The sequence below is a fragment of the Thermophilibacter provencensis genome, from assembly GCF_030372065.1.
Lineage (GTDB): Bacteria > Actinomycetota > Coriobacteriia > Coriobacteriales > Atopobiaceae > Thermophilibacter > Thermophilibacter provencensis_A.
Window position 1 is genome coordinate 229372 of sequence record NZ_JAUDEA010000001.1, and the last position, 18018, is coordinate 247389.

Below are 18018 nucleotides of genomic sequence, written 5' to 3' on the forward strand. Positions count from 1 at the left end.
CGGGACCTACGCCCCCGCCGGCGCCGCCACGCTCGTGCCCACCACGAGCTCGGGCGCCACGATGCTCAGCCCCGGCTCGCGCGCGCTGCCGTTGATTCTGTCCATGAGCAGCTCAAACGCACGCGCGGCGAGCTGGCCCACGTCCTGGCGCACGGAGGTGATCCCCGGCAGGAAGAGCGCCGAGGCCTCGTTGCGGTCAAAGCTCACCACCGAGACGTCCTCCGGCACGCGCACGCCCAGCTCGGTCAGGCGGCTCATCACGCCCACCGTCATGAGGTCGCTCGTGGAGAAGATCGCCGTCACGCCCGTGGCGAGAAGCCCCTCCACCTCACGGTAGCCGCTCTCGCTGTGGTAGTCGCACTCGCGCACCCACTCGGGCCGCAGCTCAATCCCGTGCTCGGCAAGGGCGTTCTCGTAGCCACGCAGGCGCAGGCGGCCGTCTCGGGATCGGTTGCCACGTTGAACTCGGAGAGCACGCCCTTGTTGCCGCGCGCGGCGGTGCCGCCCATGAGGACGATGCGCTCGATGTGGCTCTTGACCTCGGGATACGCCTTCAGCGTGAGGGCCACGTTGGTGAGCGGCGCCAAGGCGACGATGGTCACGGGCTCCTCGGAGGAGAGCAGGGCGTCGCGCATGGCGTCCACCGCGTTCTTCTCGAGGAGGAGCGAGCGGTCGGGCTCGTCGAACTCCCAGCCCTCCATGCCGCTCGCGCCGTGGACGTTGCTCGCGTCCACGAGCTCTCGGACAAGCGGCTCGGCGGCGCCCGCCGCGACCGGCACGCGCTTGCCGAAGAAGCTCACGAGCTTGAGGGCGTTGTCGGTGGTGTGCTCGATGCCCACGTTGCCGCCGACGGTGGTGATGAGCCGCACGTCGAGCTCCTCGGCGAAGAGGGCGATGGCAATGGCGACGGCGTCGTCGATGCCGGGGTCGGTGTCAATGATCACGGGCTTCTTACTCATGACCCGCCTCCTTGAGATACTCGTCTACCTCCAGTGCCGTTGGAATCGCCTGCTGGGCGCCCACGCGAGACGCGGTGATGCCCGCCGCGCACGACGCCCACCGCATCCCCTCCTCGAGCGGAAGGCCCGAGACCATGGACGCCGCAACGACGCCGATGAACGTGTCGCCCGCTGCCGTGGTGTCAACGGCGCGCACGCGCAGGGCCTCCTGCCGGATGAGCCGGCCGTCGCTCAGCGCAACGGAGCCGCGCCCGCCGAGCGTCACGATCGCGGTGCTCGGGCCCTTGGCGGCAAGGGCCGCGAGGGCGCGCTTGAGCGAGTCCTCGTCGTCGGGGAAGATGCCGCAGACCGCGTCGCACTCCGTCTCGTTGACGCAGACGACGTCGATGTTCGCCCACGCCTCGTCGGGCAGGTCGCGCGGCGGCGCCACGTTCACGATGGTGCGCATGCCACGGGCCTTGGCGCTCGCGAGGGCGGCGACGGTCGTCTCGAAGTCGCACTCGAGCTGGGCGAGAAACACGTCCCCCCTGCGCGCCACGTAGTCGAGCGCGGAATCCACGTCGGCAATCTTGAGCGCGTGGTTTGCGCTGGGACTGAGGACGATGCGGTTGTCCCCCTGAGACCTGAGCACAACGGCCACGCCCGTCTCCACGTCCTTGGTGCGAGCGAGCTCGTCGCAGCGCACGCCGTGGCCCACGAGGCCGGAGACGAGCTGGTCGCCAAAGAGGTCCTGCCCCACCGCGCCAATGAGATAGGTGGGCACGCCGGACTTTGCGGCGGCGACGGCCTGGTTGGCGCCCTTGCCGCCCGGGTTGGTGAAGAACCCCTTGCCGGGAATGGTCTCTCCCTGCAGCGGCATGCGCTCGCTCTCGATGGTGAGGTCCATGTTCAGGCTTCCAAACACAACAACGCTGTTCATTCGATTTCTCCTCCTTTCTGCGGGTAGCTCGATTCCGTTCGTTTGTGCTAAAGCGCTTTAGCGTACGAGCGGGCGAACGGTGCGCTTGGCTCCGCGAGCGGTGGTGAGGCCTTCTCGCCTCGGCGTCCTCCTCGCCGCCTCCCTGCCGAGAAAACCCTGGGACTGCACCCCACCTGGCCACGATGTGCGCACTAAATGCGCCCTCTGTGCCAAGGACAGGCCCCTAGGTGCATTCACGCTGGTACAGAGTCAGGTTTTTCTCGGCGCGTGTTCTGGATTTTGGTACAGAGACAGCATTCTCTCGGCACGAAGGGCATGACGCGCGCCAGACCCCGATTGGTTAAGTCTTTTTGCACCTGTTGGGGTGGTTTTGGGTTTGGCGGCCACGCGCGCTTCCCGGGCACCGTTCCAGAGACCATAACGGGAGGTTTTGGGCAACACCTTTTATGTCCGGAGGCGACTCGGGGCCCCTTGAGGTCCTTCTCAGCAGATTTGAGATGCATTTTCCCAGATAAACGTGCTCCTCGCGACCAAAGAAACCGCGAGGAGCACACGTTGCATCAAACTTGTTGCCCAAAACCGGGGAAACCGGACGGGGGCCGAGAAACGCAGGGGGTATGAAGCGCAAGGGGCCGAGAAGCGCCTCCGCCCGCTACTCGCCGGCGGGCGCTCCGCCCTCGGCAGAGCCGCCCTTGCCGCGACCGCCACGACGACGGCGCCGGCGCTTGGCCGCGCCCTCCGCGCCCGACCGCGGCTTCGTCTCCGAAGACGGCTGGCCTCCCTGGGCCGCGGCCTGCTGCGCGCGCTTCTTGCGCGACGGCTGCATCCCGCGCGGCTGCGTGCCCTTCTCGGCCGCGAGCTGTCCGCCCTTGTCGCCCGGACGGCGCGTGCGGCGCACGCCCTGGGCCGCGGCCTGCTGAGATCCGGCGTCACCCGAGGCGTCCTCGCCTGCCTGGTGGTGCCGGCGACGGCGCGTCGTGGCGGCGCCCGGCTGCGCCGCGGCAACGTCCTCGGCAGCGCCCGCCCCGCCGTCGCCCGGACGGCGCTTGCGACGGCGGCGAGTTGCGCCGGCGCCCTCCTCGCCCATCGCCGCAGCGGCATCGGCACGCTCGCCCGTCGGCGCGCCACTCGAGGCGCGGCGACGCTTGCGCTTGGGCTCCACGAAGATGTCGGACGCGTCCACCTCGGGTTCCGCGAGCACGCCGTTCTTGCGGTCGAGCTCGGCAAGGGCCATCTGCACGTCCGGGGACTCCAGGCGGTCGAGCACCTCGCGCGTCACGGTGTCCGGGCGGCACGGGCAGCCCAGCTCCTCGCTCTTCTTGTGCGCGGCCTCGGAGGCGGTCATGTCCGCAAGCGCCACGCGAATCTGCTTGCCGTTCTCAAGGCGCAGGACGATCTGCTCCTTGGGCGTGTCGTACTCCACGATCTTGCCCTTGCCGAGCGGCGTGTCGATGACGGCGTTGCGCTTGGGCGCGCGCGTCTTGAAGTCGCGGTACGCCTCAAACTCGTAGCGCAGGCAGCACATGAGGCGGCCGCACGCGCCGGAGATCTTGGTCGAGTTGAGGGGGAGGTCCTGTTCCTTGGCCATGCGGATGGAGACCGGGTCAAAGCCGGTGGCAAAGCGGCGGCAGCAGAGCTCCTGGCCGCAGTGACCGTAGCCGCCCACGATGGCGGCCTCCTCGCGCACGCCGATCTGGCGCATGTCGATGCGCACGTGAAACTCGCGGGCAAGGTCGCGCACGAGCTGGCGAAAGTCCACGCGCTCCTCGGCGGCAAAGTAGCACACGGCCTTCTCGCCGTCGAAGAGGTACTCAACGCCCACGGGCTTCATGTCCAGGCCGGACTCCGCCACGTGACGGCGGAAGGCGGGCATGGCGTCCTCGCCGCGGCGGGCGAGCTCCTCGGCGCGCTCGAGGTCGGCATCGGTGGCAATGCGGTCCACGGCGCGCAGCTGGGCGCCGCCAATCGTGGCCTCGAGCTCCTCGGGCGTAACCTCGCGCGCATCCGCGGTGGCAAGGCCAATCTCGCGCCCGCGCTCGGTGGTGCAGATGACGTGGTCGCCCTCCTGGGCGCCCGTGTCCGCCGGATCGAACCAGAGGTCGCGGGCGGCATAGGTGAACTTCACCGGAATGACGGTGGGCATGCGAGTGCCTCCTTGATGCGAAGCAGCATGACCTCGAGGGTCAGCTGGGGCGATACGTTATGCGAGAGGTCGTCTGCCGCGCGCGCCACGGCGTCGAGCGCGCGCAGGGCCCCTGCCGTGGTGCAGCCGGCGGCGATGCGGTCGACCGTTGCCGCGGCGTCCTCGTTGACGATGGCCTCGTCGACGGCCTCACAGCGAACGAGCACGTCGCGCAGCACGGACTCGGCCGCTGCCAGGGCCTCCATCATACCCGAACGCTCCCGCGCGGTGAGGGCGCGCTTGTTGGCGTCCTCGACCTGCTTGAGCGCGGCGGAGGTGAGAAAGTCCTGCGTCTCTCGCAGGGCGTCCTCCTGGGCCTGCTTCACGTCCGCGAGCGGCACGGCCACGGCGGCGACGATCTCGCGCGCGGCGAGAAGGACGTCCCAGGAGTCATCGCGGGCGAGGGCGTCAAGCGTGCCCACCACGAGGCGCCGCACCTGACGGCGGGCCGTGGACTGCAGAAACTCCGTCGCCCGGGCGGGGGCGCCCGCCACCGCGAGCGCGATCCGCGCCTCCCGCTCGTCCGTGGCGCAGGAGCGCATCACGGCGTCGAGGCCGGCGCGCGGCGAGGTGGCGCGGAAGGGCACCTGCTGGCAGCGCGAGACGATGGTGGGCAGCATCGAGGCCGTCGTGCGGGCGCAGAGGATGAACATCACGCCAGAGGGCGGCTCCTCGAGGGTCTTGAGCAGGGCGTTTGCCGCCGTGCCACGGAGAAGCTCGGCACGCTCGAGCACGTAGACCTTGGAGCGGGCGCGTGTGGGCGCAAGGCTCGCGTCCTCGATGAGCTCGCGGATCTGCGCCACGAGGTAGCCCGTCGCGCTGCCGGGCATGAGCCAGCGGACGTCCGGGTGGGTGCGATGCGCCACGCGGCGGCACTCGTCGCAGGTGGCGTCCCCGCCGTTCGGGCACACCACGCACTTGGCGAGCGCCTCGGCGGCCTCGTGCTTGCCCGAGCCCGGCGCGCCCACAAAGAGGTAGGCGTGCGAGAGGCGCTTCTCGGCAACGGCCGTGGCAAGAAAGTCGCACACGCGAGCCTGGTCGGAGAAGGTGTCGAGCGCGGCGGGCGTCATGGGCGGCCCACGTCCACAAGGTCCGCCAGGGCATCGAGCGCGCGGGCGAGAACCGCGCTCTTCTCGCCCGATGCGTCAACGACGCGCACACGTGCGGGCTCCTCCTGGGCAAGGCGCAGGTACGCCGCGCGGACGCGCTCCTGAAACGCGAGGCCCTCCGCCTCCATGCGGTCGGCGCCACCTGCCGTGGCGCGCGCGTAGGCCGTCGCCGGGTCGAGGTCAAAGACGAGCGTGCGGTCCGGCGTGCGGCCGCAGCTGCCGAGCGCGTTGGCGCGGCGCACGAGCTCGTCGGAGAGGCCGCGGCCCCCGGCCTGATAGGCGTAGGTGGAGTCGTAGTAGCGGTCGCACAGCACCACGGCGCCTCGGGCGAGGGCGGGCTCGATGACCTCGCGCGTGAGCTGGGCGCGGCTGGCCTCGTAGAGCATGAGCTCGCACTGGTCGCACATCTCGGCGTTTGCGGGGTCGAGCAGGATGGCGCGGATCTTCTCGGAGATGGGGGTGCCGCCCGGCTCGCGCAGGCGCACGACCTCGCGGCCGGCGACCTCGAGCGCAGGGGCGATGAGCTCCGCCTGCGTGGACTTTCCGCAGCCGTCCGCCCCCTCGAGCGTGATGAAGACACCGTCAGCGCGCATGGACCCTCCCTTGGTTTCGTAACCCTTCCATGGTAGCGCCAAGTGCCTCGCCCCGCGAGAAAACCATCTGTCGGGACCAGCGACGCGCTTCTCGCCGCAACGCCCTTCTCGCCCCGGGCGCGGACGGCGACCCGGCCCCGTCACCGTCCCGAGCCAAACCCCCGCTCCGCCGTAGACCCCGCCCCGAGCCAAACTCCCGGTTTTGGGCAAAAGATTTGATGCGTAGCGGCCCCCAGCATCAATTGTTTTGCCCAAAACCAGGAGAAACAGCGCACGACCGAGAAAACCCGCAGGTCGCAATTACGCACAAGCTCAATCGGGCCCATGCGATATAAAAGGTTTTGCCCAAAACCACCGTAAAACGCCAAAATCAGCGACTTCGCAAGGACCGAGAAAGGTCAAAACCCAAAACTAGTGTGTTTTGGACACAGGGATGACGAGAGAAGGGCGGCGAGAAGAACGATGGGCAGCGAGCGGGCAGGCGACGGCTATCCGGGCAGGGCGTCTCCCAGCTTGCAGACGCGCCGGTCGTAGGTGAGAAGACCGTTGCTCTCGGCCTCAACGTCGCTGAGCTGGGTGTACACAAAGCCCGTGAGGCCCTCCGGCTCCAGCGCGTCCGCGGCGGCCAGCTGCGCGCGGACCTTCTCGGCAAACTCGCCCGCGTCCGCGGCGGCGTCGTAGCCATACGAGCCCGCGATGCAGCCATGGTCCGGGACCACCCAGTTCACGCCGCCAAACTCGGAGATCACAAACGCGCGCGGCGGCCGTGCCGGGTCGCGCCAGACCGCGAGCGGGCGGAAGTAGTTGTGCACGCTGAAGAAGTCCCCGCAGCGGCGGTCGTACCAGCCGCTCGTGGCGTCGATCGGCCGCGTGGGGTCGAGCCTGCGCACGGCGTCGGCCGCCTCGCACGCGTCAAACTGCCCCCAGCCCTCGTTGAAGAGCACCCAGCCCACGACGCACGGGTGCTCACGCAGCAGCTTGACCGTGTCCACGCAGGTCCGCCGCCACTCGTGGCGATACGGCCTGTCATCCGAGGAGAGCCGCCGGTGCGCGCGCTCGCCCTCGTCGGTGCCGCGCGTCCAGCTCGCACGAAGCAGCGTGGGCACGTAGCTCGTGTGCACCGCGCTGTAGGTGCCGCCGCCGGAGACCATGTCCTGCCAGACGAGCATGCCCAGCCGGTCGCAGATCGCGTAGAAGCGTCCCTGCTCCACCTTGATGTGCTTGCGCAGCAGGTTGAAGCCCAGCTCGCGCATGGTGCGGACATCGTGCTCCAGAGCCTCCTCCGAGGGCGCCGTCATGAGCCCGTCCGGCCAATAGCCCTGGTCGAGCACGCCGCGCAGGAAGACGGGCTCGCCGTTGAGAAGAACGCGCGGCGTGCCGTGCGCGTCCGGGCGCACCTCAACGGTGCGGAAGGCGCAGTAGCTCCGCACGCGGTCCGTGCCAAACGAGACCTCAACGTCATAGAGGCGCGGGTCGTCCGGGCTCCAGAGCCGCGGGTTGGAGACGGGCAGCTCAAGGCGGACGTCGCCCTTCTCGGCAACGACCTTGATGACGCGGGCGATCTCTCGGCCCTCGTCCAGCAGGCGCACGTCAAGGGTCCCGCTCCCCTCAACGCGGGCGAGAAGCACCATGCGCCGCTCGTCCGGCTGCGGCTCATAGGAGAGCCCGACCACGTGCGCCGCGGGCACGACCTCGTACCACGCATCCAGCCAGATGCCGCTCTGCGCCGTGTACCAGATGCCGCCGCGCGCCAGGCGCTGCTTGCCGCGCAGCTGGGTGCCCGTCTCGGACGGGTCGTGCACGCAGAGCCCCAGGCGGTTCTCCCCCGGCCGGAGCGCGTCGGTGATGTCAAACGAGAAGGGCAGGTAGCCACCCACGTGCTCGCCCACGCGCTGGTCGTTCACGTAGACGGAGCACGCCCAGTCCACCGCGTCGAGGTGCAGGACGAGCCGCTCCCCCGCCGCGAGCTCGGGCGCCTCAAACGAGCGGCGATACCACAGCAGCTCATCGGGCCTGAGCTGGCGGCGAACCCCCGAGAGCGGCGCCTCGGGCGAGAAGGGCACGAGGATGGGCTGCCACGCCGCACCGTCCGCCGGCGGCTCCGCGCTGCGCCAGGCGTCGGCTGCGTCCGGGGCGTCCACGAAGGCGCACTCCCAGGTACCGTTGAGCGAGGCCCACGTGGCGCGCGCGAGTAGCGGGCGCGGATGGGAGCACGAGGCCACGTCCTTCTCGCCCGCCGCGATCTTCTCGCCCCACGGGGTCCAGAGCTCGGCCAGCTCGGGCTCGTCGGGCTTGCGCAGCCCCTTGACGAGCACCCGTCTCACGTCCAGCATCGCGCCTCCTTTGGTCGTAGGCCCTATTCTCACACAGGGAGCGGGCGCGTGGCGCAGAGGATGACACGCACGGTTTAGGAAGTTTTGCGTTTTAGAGGTCCCGCGCGCTCTGCCGACGGCCGTTTCCGTGTCATATTAGCTGGTATTGGGCCACATTTTTTATATCGGTCCCGCAGCGCGAGGTCCTTCTCGCCTCGTTTTGCCGCATATGGCACGTTAAAACAGGTTTTGGGCAACATCTTTGATGCGAGAGGGGACGTTGCATCAAAGATGTTGCCCAAAACCGGGGCAAAGCGTCAGGGACCAAGAAGGCCGGCGCAGGCACAAGGCGTCAGGCAGCGCCGAGAAGAACCCGCGGCTAGGACTTCTTCCTCGTCCCGCGGCGCGCGCCGCGCCTCGGGGCCGCGGCCTTCTTCTCGCGGCCGGGGCAGTCCATGTTGGGGCAGAGCTTCCACGGACCGCGCGCCGTCGTCACCACGACCATCGGCGCGCCGCAGTCCGGGCAGGTCTCGCCCGTGGCCTCGAGCGCGCCGCGCGCGGGCAGCGGGTAGCTCGTCCCGCACTCGTCGTAGTTGGTGCAGCGGATGAAGCGCTTGCCGCTCTTCTCGGACTTGTGCGCAACCAGGCGCCCGGAGCGCCCGGCCTCGCGGCACGCGGGGCACTCCCCCACGTCCACGTCGGGCTCGCGGTTGGTGGGGCACGCGGGGTTCACGCACACCTCGTACGCGCGGCTGCGGAACGGCTGCACCTTCACGCGCGGCGCGCCGCACTCCGGGCACACGGCCGCCTCGCCCTCCAGGGCAATGATCTTTCCCTGCGGCAGCGGGTAGGTGACGTCGCACTCCGGCCAGCCCATGCACCCCGCAAAGCTGCCGCGCGTCTTGGCCGAGGTCTTGACCACGAGGTCGCGCCCGCACTTGGGGCACACGCCGATCTTGGCGTCGGCCGTCACGGCGTCGGCGATCTGCTCGGAGAGGTCCTCGGTGTGCTCCACGAGCGCGTCCATGAGGCCGGCGAGAAGCGCGCGAGAGTGGTTGACCACCTGCTCCTGCGTCTCGGCTCCCTCGGCAACGTGCGTCATGTCGGCCTCGAGCTCGGCCGTCATCTCGGGCGAGGTGATGCGTGGCGCGTACTGCGTCAGGGCGTCGATGATGGCCATGCCCAGCTGGCTCGGCTCCACCGGGTCGCCGCGGAAGTACTTGCGCTCGTAGAGGGTGTCGATGATGCTCGCGCGCGTGGACTTGGTGCCCAGGCCGAGCTTCTCCATCTCCTGGATGAGCTTGCCCTGGCTGTAGCGCGCCGGGGGCTCGGTCTGCTTGCCGAGAAGCTCCATCTCGCTGACGGCCACCACGTCGCCCTCGGCAAGGGCCGGGAGCTGGTCGTCCTTCTTGAGGCCGTAGGGGTAGGCGGCACGGAAGCCCGCCGAGACGAGCACACTGCCCGTCACCGTGAAGGGCTCGCCGGAAACGTCGAGGGTGACCTTGGTGCCCTCGATGGTGGCGGGACCCATGAGCGTGGCCAGGAAGCGCCGCGCGATGAGGTTGTAGAGCTTCCACTCCGCGGGCTGAAGCTTGTCCGGGGACGCCGGCGCCGTGGGGTAGATCGGCGGGTGGTCGGTGGTCTCCTGCTTTCCGCGGGTTGCGGTGAGCTTGTCCTGCTTGAGCAGCTCGTGGCACACGGAGCCGTAGGCCGGCACCGTGGAGAGCATGCGGACACACTCGCGCAGGTCGAGCGAGGTGGGGTAGACGGTGTTGTCCACGCGCGGATACGAGATGAGGCCGTCCATGTAGAGGCTCTCGGCCAGGCGCATCGTGCGCGCGGGCGAGATGCCCTCGGCAGCGGCGGCCGCCTGGAGGCTCGTGGTGTTGAACGGAGCGGGCGGGCGCTGGGTGCGGCTCTTGCGCTCCACGGCCGTCACGCGACCCTCCGTCGCGCCCTCAACGTGGCCGAAGGCGGTCTGGGCCTCGGCCTGGTCCCAGAAGCGGGCGGTGGCGTGCGTGATGCGGAAGGGGCCCGCGGCATCGCCGTCCTTCTCGGCCTGGCCTTGGATGACCCAGTAGTCCTCGGGCTTGAAGGCAAGGCGCTCGCGCTCGCGCTCAACCACGAGGGCGAGCGTGGGCGTCTGGACGCGGCCGGCCGAGCGCACGTTGCCAAGCCCGCTCCAGCGCGCCGCCGTGAGGTAGCGCGTGAGAACGGCGCCCCAGATGAGGTCGATGTACTGGCGGGACTCGCCGGCGTCGGCGAGGTCCTGGTCGAGCTCCACGAGGTTGGAGAAGGCGTGATCTATCTCGGCGCGCGTGAACGCGGAGTAGCGGGCGCGCGAGACGGGCACGTCGGGCGCCACCTCGCGCACCTGGCGCAGGGCGTCCGAGCCGATGAGCTCGCCCTCGCGGTCAAAGTCCGTGCCAATGATCACGCTGTCGGCCTTCTTGGCGAGGTTCTTGAGCGCGCGGATGATCTCCTTCTCGGCGGGGAGCTTCTCGATGGGCGCCCACACCAGATACGGGAGGCTGGCGATCTTCCAACCCTTGAGATTCACGCCGTTTGCCATGAAGGGCTTGCGCTTGGACTTGTAGGGCGGGCGCGCAAGGCCGTCGGGAACGTCTGCCGGGAGCAGCTCGCCATCGGCCGTGAGGCCCTGCCAGCCGTTCTTGTCGTCAAAGGTCAGCTGGACCGGAAAGTCAACCTTGAGGATGTGGCCGCGCAGGCCGATGGTCACGCAGTCCTCACCGTCCCAGGTGAAGCGATAGACGGGCGTGTTGTAGACCTTGTCGGCCTTGGGCTTGCCAGAGGCCGAGAGCAGCCTCGCGATCTGCTGGGCGGCGTCGTTCTTCTCGGTGATGATGAGCCTCAAAGCGTCACCTGCCTAGAGCTTGTCAAACTCGCGCTGCTCGTAGTCCTCGCGGGACCACTTGAGGGCCTCCCTGCCGTCGCGCGCGACGATGATGAAGCGCGCCACCGCGAGCGCGGCCTCGTAGAGGAAGATCAGCACCGCAAACATGAGGACCATGGTCACGGGGGAGGCATCAGGCGTCACCACGGCGGAGAGCACCATGAAGGCCACGTAGACGATGCGCCACTGCGAGCGGAACGTCCTGTACGGCACCAGGTGGAAGATCGAGAGGTAGAAGATCAGCAGCGGCAGCTGGAAGGCAAGGCCAAAGCCGATCTCGAGCAGCATGAAGATGTTGAGGTAGTCCTCGGCGTTGGCCATGCTCTGCGCAAACTCAAAGGTCTGGTCGAGCAGCCAGCCAAAGGCGGCGGGCTGGATCACAAAGAAGCAGAAGACCATGCCCAGGAAGAACAGGGCCACCATCGCCGCAACCGTGGGGACGACCCACTTGCGCTCGTTGGGCTTGAGCGCCGGCAGGAAGAAGGCCATGACCTCCCAGATGATGATGGGGCAGCACACAATGACCGAGAAGAACAGGGCCACCTTGAAGCGGATGGTAAAGCCGCCGAGCACGGTGAAGATGTAGAGGTCACCGCCGCGCATGGCCTCGCGAATCTGGTCGATCATCATCTCGATGAGCGTGGGCGTGGCCATGTAGACGACAAGGGCGCAGACGATCACAGAGACCACGATGATGGTGACGCGGCGACGGAGCTCGCCGAGGTGATCCATGATGGGCATGCGCGCGGGTCCGATCGGCATGGTTTAGGCCTCCTTCTCGTCGGTCGTGGCTGCAGCGGCGCCGGCAGCGCCGAGGTCTCCCTCGACCGCTCGGCGCTCGGCGCTGTGCGCCTCGCTCGCTTCGCGACTCGCGTCGAGGGAGACCTCGGCGCTGCCGGCGCTCGCGGCGGGGCGAGAAGGACGCTTCATCGTGTAGAGATCGTTCACGGTCGGCTTGCTGGGAGCGGGGGTGGGCTGGGGGTCGTTGGCGGCTTCGCCGGCAGGGGTGTTTTGGTCGGCGCTCGATGCGGAGTCGTCCCTGTCGGCGTCCTCGTCGGCGGGAGCGGCCTCCGCAGCGGACGCGGCCTCCTTCTCGGCGGCCTCGCGGGCGGCCTTCTCCTCGGCCAGGCGCTTCTTGCGCTCGGCAAAGGTCTCCGTGCGCCTGGGGCGCTCCGCCTCCTCGCCCTCGGGGAGCTCGAGGTCGGAGTCCTCGTCATACTCCTCGTGGCGCTTGCGGTTGGGACGCTTGGGCGTGTCGCTCATCGCCTCGGCAGCGGGGTCCACGATGTTGGTCTGCACGACCTCCGTGAAGCCCTCCTGGGCGTTCTTGAACTGCCTAAGCGCGCGCCCGAGGGTGCGGCCCATGCCCGGGAGCTTGTCCGGGCCAAAGATCATGAACGCAAAGAGCACGATGAGAACGAGCTCGGTCTCTCCTATGCCAAACACGTGCCAGGTTCCTTCCTTCTCGCTGCCCGGCAGCTACGCTATGCCTCGCGGACGTTGAGGTCGGCCGAGACGCCCAGAAGCCCGAGCACGCGCTCGACGTTCTTCTGCGGGCGGACGACCTCGAAGCGGACGTTCTTCTCGGCGGCGCGGTGCGCGGCGCCCACGAGGACGCCGATGCCGGTCGAGTCGATGTAGGGAACCTGGGCGAGGTCCACGCTCAGCTCAGCGCTCCCGGACTCAAGCTGGGCGTCGAGCGCCGAGCGCAGCTGGTCGGCATTGGAGACGTCGACCTCGCCCGCCACGGACACGACGCCGCTCTTGGCTGTGATGGAAAGGCTCATGGGCTTCTCCTTAGTTCTCCTTAGTTCTCCGAGTCGTCGGAGCTCGTCTCGTCAGAGGCGCCCTCGCCGGAGGTGCCGTCGTCAGAGGTACCCTCGCCGGAGGTTCCGTCGGAATCCTCGTCAGAGGTCTCCTGCAGGGACTCGATGCGGCTCTCGGCGCTGTCCTTGACGCCCTGCTCGCCCTCCGGGTCAAGCTCCACGGCCTTCTCGTAGGCGGCGATGGCATCCTCGTTCTCGTCCTGGGCCTGGTAGATGACGCCGAGGTTGAGCCACGAGGAGGCGTAGTCGGGGTCAGACTCGGTGAGCGCCTCGAGGTCGTTGATGGCGGTCGAGGTGTCACCCTGGTAGTACTCGCACATCGCGCGGTTGACGCTGACGTCCGAGTTCTCGCCGAGCGCAAGGAGGCTGTCATACGTTGCGATGGCCTTGTCGAAGAGCTCGTTGGCATGCGAGGTCTCCTCATCGGTGGTGGCGAGGACGGTGACGTAGGTGCCCCACGTCATGTACGTGTCGCCGAGCGTGCGCAGGGACTCGCTGTCCTCGGGGTTCTCGCTGACCTTGGCCTCGAGGTCCGCGGCATCGCCCTCGTACTGGGCGTCGATGGACTCAACGTTGAGCTCCACGCTCTCGCCAGACTGCGTGGACTGGAACACCGAGGCAAGGGCACCGGCGAGCGTGGAGAGCGCAAAGACGACCACAAAGAGCACGATGACAATCTTCTGGAAGCGGGAGAGCTCTCCGGGCTTGCGCGCAGACTTTGCCCCCGACTGCGGCTTGTTGGCCGAGGACTTGCTCTTGTTGGACATGAAGCAACACCTTTCGATTGGGTGGCGCCGTGAGCGCCGTGCGCGGCCGATAATAACAGAACTCTGTGAGCCGGGCGTGACAGGCCCCCTCCGCGGGGTCCCGCGCACCCGGCGCACGGCAGCTCACGAGAGTCTGGCCAGGCTAGCGCTCGGCCTTGGCCAGACGTGCGGAGACGAGCTTGACCGCCACGACAAAGACGTCGAGCGCCTGGCCGAGCTCATCGAGGCTCGGGTACGTGGGGGCAATGCGGATGTTGGTGTCGCGCGGGTCGCGCCCGTAGGGCCAGGGGGCACCGGCGGGCGTGAGCGTGACGCCGAGCTCCTTGGCGAGGGCGACGATGGCCTTGGCCGAGCCCTCCGGACCCTCGAAGGAGACGAAGTAGCCGCCCTTGGGGTGCGTCCACGTGGCCACGTCGAGGTCCGCGAGGCCGTCCGTGAGCTTCTTCTCCACGAGCGCGAAGCGCGGGGCCACGAGCGCGGCGTGCTTCTTCATGTGCTCGGCCACGCCAGCTGCGTCCTTCAGGAAGCGCACGTGCGCGAGCTGGGAGATCTTCTCCGGGGAGACGCGCATGGCGGCAAAGGCGCCGCGCAGCTCGGCCATGTCGGCAGGGCTCGCGGTGACCCACGCCATGCCGGAGCTGGGAAAGGTCACCTTGGCCGTGGAGGCGAACTCGTAGACGCGGTTCTCGGCGCCCGCCTCGGCAAGGGCATCAAAGATGTTCATGAGCTCGTCGCCCTCGCCCTCGAAGGTGTGGACGGCGTAGGCGTTGTCCCAGAAGATGCGGAAGTCGGGAGCCGCGGGCTTGAGCGCGGCGAAGGCGCGAACGACCTCGTCGGAGTAGGTCACGCCGGTGGGGTTGGCGTACTTGGGCACGCACCAGATGCCCTTGACCGTGGCGTCCTTCTCCACGTACTCGCGGACCACGTCCATGTCCGGGCCGTCCTCGCGCATGGGCACGGGGACGTTCTGGATGCCAAAGCTCTCCGTCACGGTGAAGTGGCGGTCGTAGCCGGGCGCGGGGCAGAGGAACTTGACCTCGCCCTGCTGGCACCAGGGCTTCTCGCCGGCGATGCCGTGGATGTAGCCGTGGAGCACGCACTCGTACATGAGGTTGAGGCTCGAGGAGCCCATCACGGAGACGTTGGCCGCGTCCACGCCGAGCAGCTCCGCCGCAAGGGCGCGCGCGGAGGGCAGGCCGTCGGGCGCGCCGTAGTTATCGGCGTCAACGCCCTGGTCGGAAAGGTCGGACTCGCTGGTGAGCAGGTCGAGCATGGGCTTGGAGAGCGCGGTCTGCTCGGGGCTCGGCTTGCCGCGGGCCATGTCGAGCTTGAGGTTCAGGGCGCGCAGCTCATCCGCCTGGCGCTCGAGGTCCGCGAGGGCGGCGTCGAGCTCGGCGTCGGTCATCTTCTGGTAGGCAGATGCCATGGGGTCCTCCTTCAGGTTCCCAGCGTTTGTCTCGCATAGTATAGACGCAAGCGAGCCGGGGGCTGCTACCATGTTCCAGACGAAAACGAACGCTTACAGGGTCTACAGGGAGGGCGCCATGTTTGGCACCGACATCCGCTCGGAGGACTACGGCGAGCTGCAGCGCGTGGTCAACGCCGTGTTTGCGCCCGGCATCTCGTCGCTTGCCACGTGCTCCAAGCTCGACGTGGTGGCCCGCGCGGAGATCTTCGACCTCTGTGACGACCTGCGTGAGGTGGTGGAGGCCCTCCCCTCGCGCACCTACACGCGCCAGCGGCTCTGCGACCAGCTCAACTCGATCCTCGTCGGCCATGGCTGGGCAGGTGTCTACGGCACGGTGGAGTAGCGCGGGGCCTCTTTGCCGGCGGTGCCGAGTAAAGCCGGCCTCTGTACCACTTTCTCGTGATCGCGCCGAGAAAAGATGGGGGCTGTACCAGAGCCCGCGCTCCCTTGCCGAAAAAAGCCGGAGGCTGCACCACCCCATGGGCCTCGTGCCGATAAAACCCGGGGGCTGTACCGTCAGCTGCCGATAAAACCCGGTGGGCTGTACCGTCTTGCTGGCACCAGAGCCGTCCCGCCGGGGCCTTAAACCAGCGGCGATGGTACAGAGGGCGATTTTTCTCGGCGCACTTTCCAGAAACTGGTACAGAGGCGGGGTTTTCTCGGCAATGACAGACCGCCCGGTCCTTCTCGCCGAGCGACTTTTGCGCAAAGCGCAATGAGCTGGGAGAAGGACCGGGCGGTCCAGACTGCGTATGGGACGAGCGCTACTCGTCGGCCTCCAGGGCGGCGACGATCTCGTCGGTCATGTCCATGGTGTGGTAGACGTTCTGGACGTCCTCAAGCTCGTCGAGACGGTCAACGAGGCGCTGGACCTTCTTGGCGTCGGCCACGGAGACCTGCGTCGGGGTGGTGGGGACCATGGTGAGCTCGGAGCCCTTGACCTCGATGCCCTGGGCCTCGAGACCCTTCTGGACGTCCTGCATCTTGTCGTAGGCGGTCCAGACGATCCACTCCTCGCCGGCGTCCTCGTAGTCCTCGCCGCCAGCCTCGGCCACGGCCATCATGAACTCGTCCTCGTCCACGGCGTTCTCGCGGTCGGCGACCTTCTTGTCCTCGGACTTGATGATCTTGTCGACGGCGATGGAGCCCTTGCGCTCAAACTGGAACGCAACGGAACCGGAGGTGCCGAGCGAGCCGCCGGAGTGAGAGAAGGCGGAGCGCACGTCGGCGGCGGTGCGGTTCTTGTTGTCGGTCAGGCAGTCAACGTAGACGGCCACGCCGGCGGGACCATAGCCCTCGTAGGTGATCTCGGCGTAGTTGGCGGCGTCGGCGCCGGAGCCAAAGGCCTTGTCGATGGCCGCCTTGATCTTGGCGTTGGGCATGGAGACCATGCGCGCGCGGGCCACAGCGGCGGCAAGCGTCGCGTTGTTGTCCGGGTTGGGGTCGCCGCCGAGCTTGGCCGCAACGGTGATGTTGCGGGAGAGCTTGGAGAAGAGCGACGAGCGCTTGGCGTCGATAGCGGCTTTCTTGTGCTTGGTGGTTGCCCACTTAGAGTGTCCGGACATGCACATCCCCTTCGTTGATTCATGGCATGAAACATGCCTACGATAGCGAAGCGTCGTGCCGTTGTAAAGGGCTGGTGCAACGGTTTCCAAGGGGGCGCGCCGAGAAAAGCCGTCGGGTGTACCGGATTCGGGGAGGCGCGCCGGGAATTGGTACAGCCGGCGGCTTTTCTCGGCATAAGGCCCTGTGAGAAGGCGGCGCCTCTCACAGCTCGTACTTGGCAACCACGCGGCGGATGGACCCGCCCCAGGGCAGCCAGATCGCGGCGAGAAAGGCCACCGTCGCCACCCCGTGCGTCACATCGAGCGGGAGGCTCGCCACGCAGGCGGCGACCACCGCAGGCCACGTGAGCGGGTGCACGTAGCCGAGCACGTGGTAGCCGTTCAGGATGAGGCCGTAGACGAGGGCGGAGAGAAAGCCCCAGCCGTAGAGCGCAACGCCATGCGAGAGCAAGTCCTTCTCGCCGAGCACTCCCCCGACGTAGCCCACGAGGCCCCACGCATACATCTGCCAGGGCGTCCACGGTCCCTGGCCAAAGAAGAAGTTTGAGACGAGCGCCGCCAGGGCGCCCACCACAAAGCCGCTCCTCCGCCCGAGCGCCGCACCCGCCACGATGGCGATGGCCGAGACGGGCTTGACGTCGGGCACCGGCGCAAAGAGGACGCGCCCCGCGGCGGCAACGGCGGCGAGCACCGCGGTGGGCATGAGCTGGCGCAGCGCCGGCCTGGATGCCTCAAAGCTCGCCAGCATGAGCGCGAGGGCAAGAAGCGCCACGAGCAACGTGAGTCCCGCCGACGCGGAAACGTCCGCAGCGGCGAGCGCGACCATCACCACCGGCACGGCAAGAAGCGCCGGCACCTCAGCGGCGGCAAAAGCGCGGGCGAGCGCGCCAGATGTTTGCGAGCGGACAATCATGGGTACCAGTTTGCCATAGCGCAGGCAGCCGGCAAGGAGGACACCATGCTGTACATTGGCAACTTCAGCTACAACGACGACTCGGACAGCAAGGACAACTACTGCCTCATGCCCTGCATCGTGGAGGCCGAGGACGCCGAGCAGGCCATGGAGAAGTTCGCCGAGCACTTCCAGCAGATTCGCAAGAGCTCCGACCTTCTTGACGGCGCGCACGAGATCTACCTCGACTCCCTCACCGAGCTGGAGGCCGCGCCCACCGAGCCCGTCATCTGCCAGTGGCAGAAGATCGTCCCCGCCATGAACGGCCTCTGCAGCATCACGAGCGCGCTGCCCGTAGTGGACGAGGACAGCGACTTTGCCAACGCCTACGCGTGGGGCGAGGACGAGGATGAGGACGACGGGCACGGGCACTACGACGACCTCGAGGAGATCGACGAGGACTCCATGGCGGAGAGCGAGCCGTTCCTGCTGTTCTAGGCGTCGCCGCCGAT

General features: G+C 68.1%; 15 protein-coding genes and 2 pseudogenes. 2 read left to right on the forward strand and 15 right to left on the reverse strand.

The features are described 5' to 3' along the window. Nucleotides 1-6: 6 nt before the first annotated feature. The 13 genes and pseudogenes from QUW25_RS01090 to QUW25_RS01150 form a co-directional block, all read right to left on the reverse strand. Nucleotides 7-438 (reverse strand): annotated as a pseudogene (locus tag QUW25_RS01090) (substrate-binding domain-containing protein); the annotation flags it as partial. Next, nucleotides 432-959, reverse strand: a pseudogene (locus tag QUW25_RS01095) (nucleoside hydrolase); the annotation flags it as partial. The pseudogenes QUW25_RS01090 and QUW25_RS01095, both read right to left, overlap by 7 nt. Further along, nucleotides 952-1878: a ribokinase gene (locus tag QUW25_RS01100; protein WP_289510390.1), complete on the reverse strand. Its 927-nt coding sequence runs from the start codon at nt 1876-1878 to the stop codon at nt 952-954. The pseudogene QUW25_RS01095 and the gene QUW25_RS01100, both read right to left, overlap by 8 nt. Nucleotides 1879-2530: 652 nt before the next feature. Then, entirely contained in the window at nt 2531-4021 is a 1491-nt protein-coding gene (locus QUW25_RS01105) for a PSP1 domain-containing protein (RefSeq protein WP_289510391.1), read from the reverse strand. Beyond that, complete coding sequence (locus QUW25_RS01110; protein ID WP_289510392.1) at nt 4000-5130, reverse strand: ATP-binding protein; 1131 nt, start codon at nt 5128-5130, stop codon at nt 4000-4002. Before QUW25_RS01110 ends, QUW25_RS01105 begins: the two co-directional genes overlap by 22 nt. After that, the gene (tmk, locus tag QUW25_RS01115; RefSeq protein ID WP_289510393.1) at nt 5127-5762 is read right to left on the reverse strand and encodes a dTMP kinase; all 636 of its coding nucleotides are present in this window, start codon (nt 5760-5762) and stop codon (nt 5127-5129) included. The genes QUW25_RS01110 and tmk overlap by 4 nt, the downstream gene beginning before the upstream one ends. A gap of 488 nt (nt 5763-6250) precedes the next feature. Then, nucleotides 6251-8095, reverse strand: a complete 1845-nt coding sequence (locus QUW25_RS01120) for a glycoside hydrolase family 2 protein (RefSeq protein ID WP_289510394.1) — start codon at nt 8093-8095, stop codon at nt 6251-6253. 358 nt (nt 8096-8453) lie between these two features. Beyond that, nucleotides 8454-10949 carry a DNA topoisomerase I gene (locus QUW25_RS01125; protein WP_289510395.1) on the reverse strand — a complete coding sequence of 832 codons (2496 nt, stop codon included), beginning with the start codon at nt 10947-10949 and terminating at the stop codon, nt 8454-8456. A gap of 12 nt (nt 10950-10961) precedes the next feature. Next, the gene (gene tatC / locus QUW25_RS01130; protein WP_289510396.1) at nt 10962-11750 is read right to left on the reverse strand and encodes a twin-arginine translocase subunit TatC; all 789 of its coding nucleotides are present in this window, start codon (nt 11748-11750) and stop codon (nt 10962-10964) included. Nucleotides 11751-11753: 3 nt separating this feature from the next. Continuing rightward, the gene (locus tag QUW25_RS01135) at nt 11754-12434 is read right to left on the reverse strand and encodes a Sec-independent protein translocase subunit TatA/TatB (RefSeq protein WP_289510397.1); all 681 of its coding nucleotides are present in this window, start codon (nt 12432-12434) and stop codon (nt 11754-11756) included. Between the two features lie 38 nt (nt 12435-12472). Then, a complete protein-coding gene (locus QUW25_RS01140) occupies nt 12473-12775 on the reverse strand; it encodes an STAS domain-containing protein (protein WP_289510398.1) in 303 nt (100 codons plus the stop codon). 20 nt (nt 12776-12795) lie between these two features. Beyond that, nucleotides 12796-13581: a tetratricopeptide repeat protein gene (locus tag QUW25_RS01145; RefSeq protein WP_289510399.1), complete on the reverse strand. Its 786-nt coding sequence runs from the start codon at nt 13579-13581 to the stop codon at nt 12796-12798. Nucleotides 13582-13723: 142 nt separating this feature from the next. After that, a complete protein-coding gene (locus QUW25_RS01150; protein WP_289510400.1) occupies nt 13724-15007 on the reverse strand; it encodes an aminotransferase class I/II-fold pyridoxal phosphate-dependent enzyme in 1284 nt (427 codons plus the stop codon). Between the two features lie 118 nt (nt 15008-15125). Between QUW25_RS01150 and QUW25_RS01155 the strand changes: the two genes are divergently transcribed. Next, complete coding sequence (locus tag QUW25_RS01155) at nt 15126-15392, forward strand: hypothetical protein (protein WP_289510401.1); 267 nt, start codon at nt 15126-15128, stop codon at nt 15390-15392. A 421-nt stretch (nt 15393-15813) separates the two neighbouring features. On the opposite strand, the gene QUW25_RS01160 is transcribed toward QUW25_RS01155, so the two are convergent. Both QUW25_RS01160 and QUW25_RS01165 read right to left on the reverse strand, forming a co-directional pair. Further along, nucleotides 15814-16614, reverse strand: a complete 801-nt coding sequence (locus tag QUW25_RS01160) for a YebC/PmpR family DNA-binding transcriptional regulator (RefSeq protein ID WP_289510402.1) — start codon at nt 16612-16614, stop codon at nt 15814-15816. Nucleotides 16615-16816: 202 nt separating this feature from the next. Next, complete coding sequence (locus QUW25_RS01165) at nt 16817-17527, reverse strand: ECF transporter S component (RefSeq protein WP_289510403.1); 711 nt, start codon at nt 17525-17527, stop codon at nt 16817-16819. Between the two features lie 45 nt (nt 17528-17572). Between QUW25_RS01165 and QUW25_RS01170 the strand changes: the two genes are divergently transcribed. After that, on the forward strand, nt 17573-18004 hold the full coding sequence (locus QUW25_RS01170) for a hypothetical protein (protein ID WP_289510404.1): 432 nt from the start codon (nt 17573-17575) through the stop codon (nt 18002-18004). Nucleotides 18005-18018: the final 14 nt, after the last annotated feature.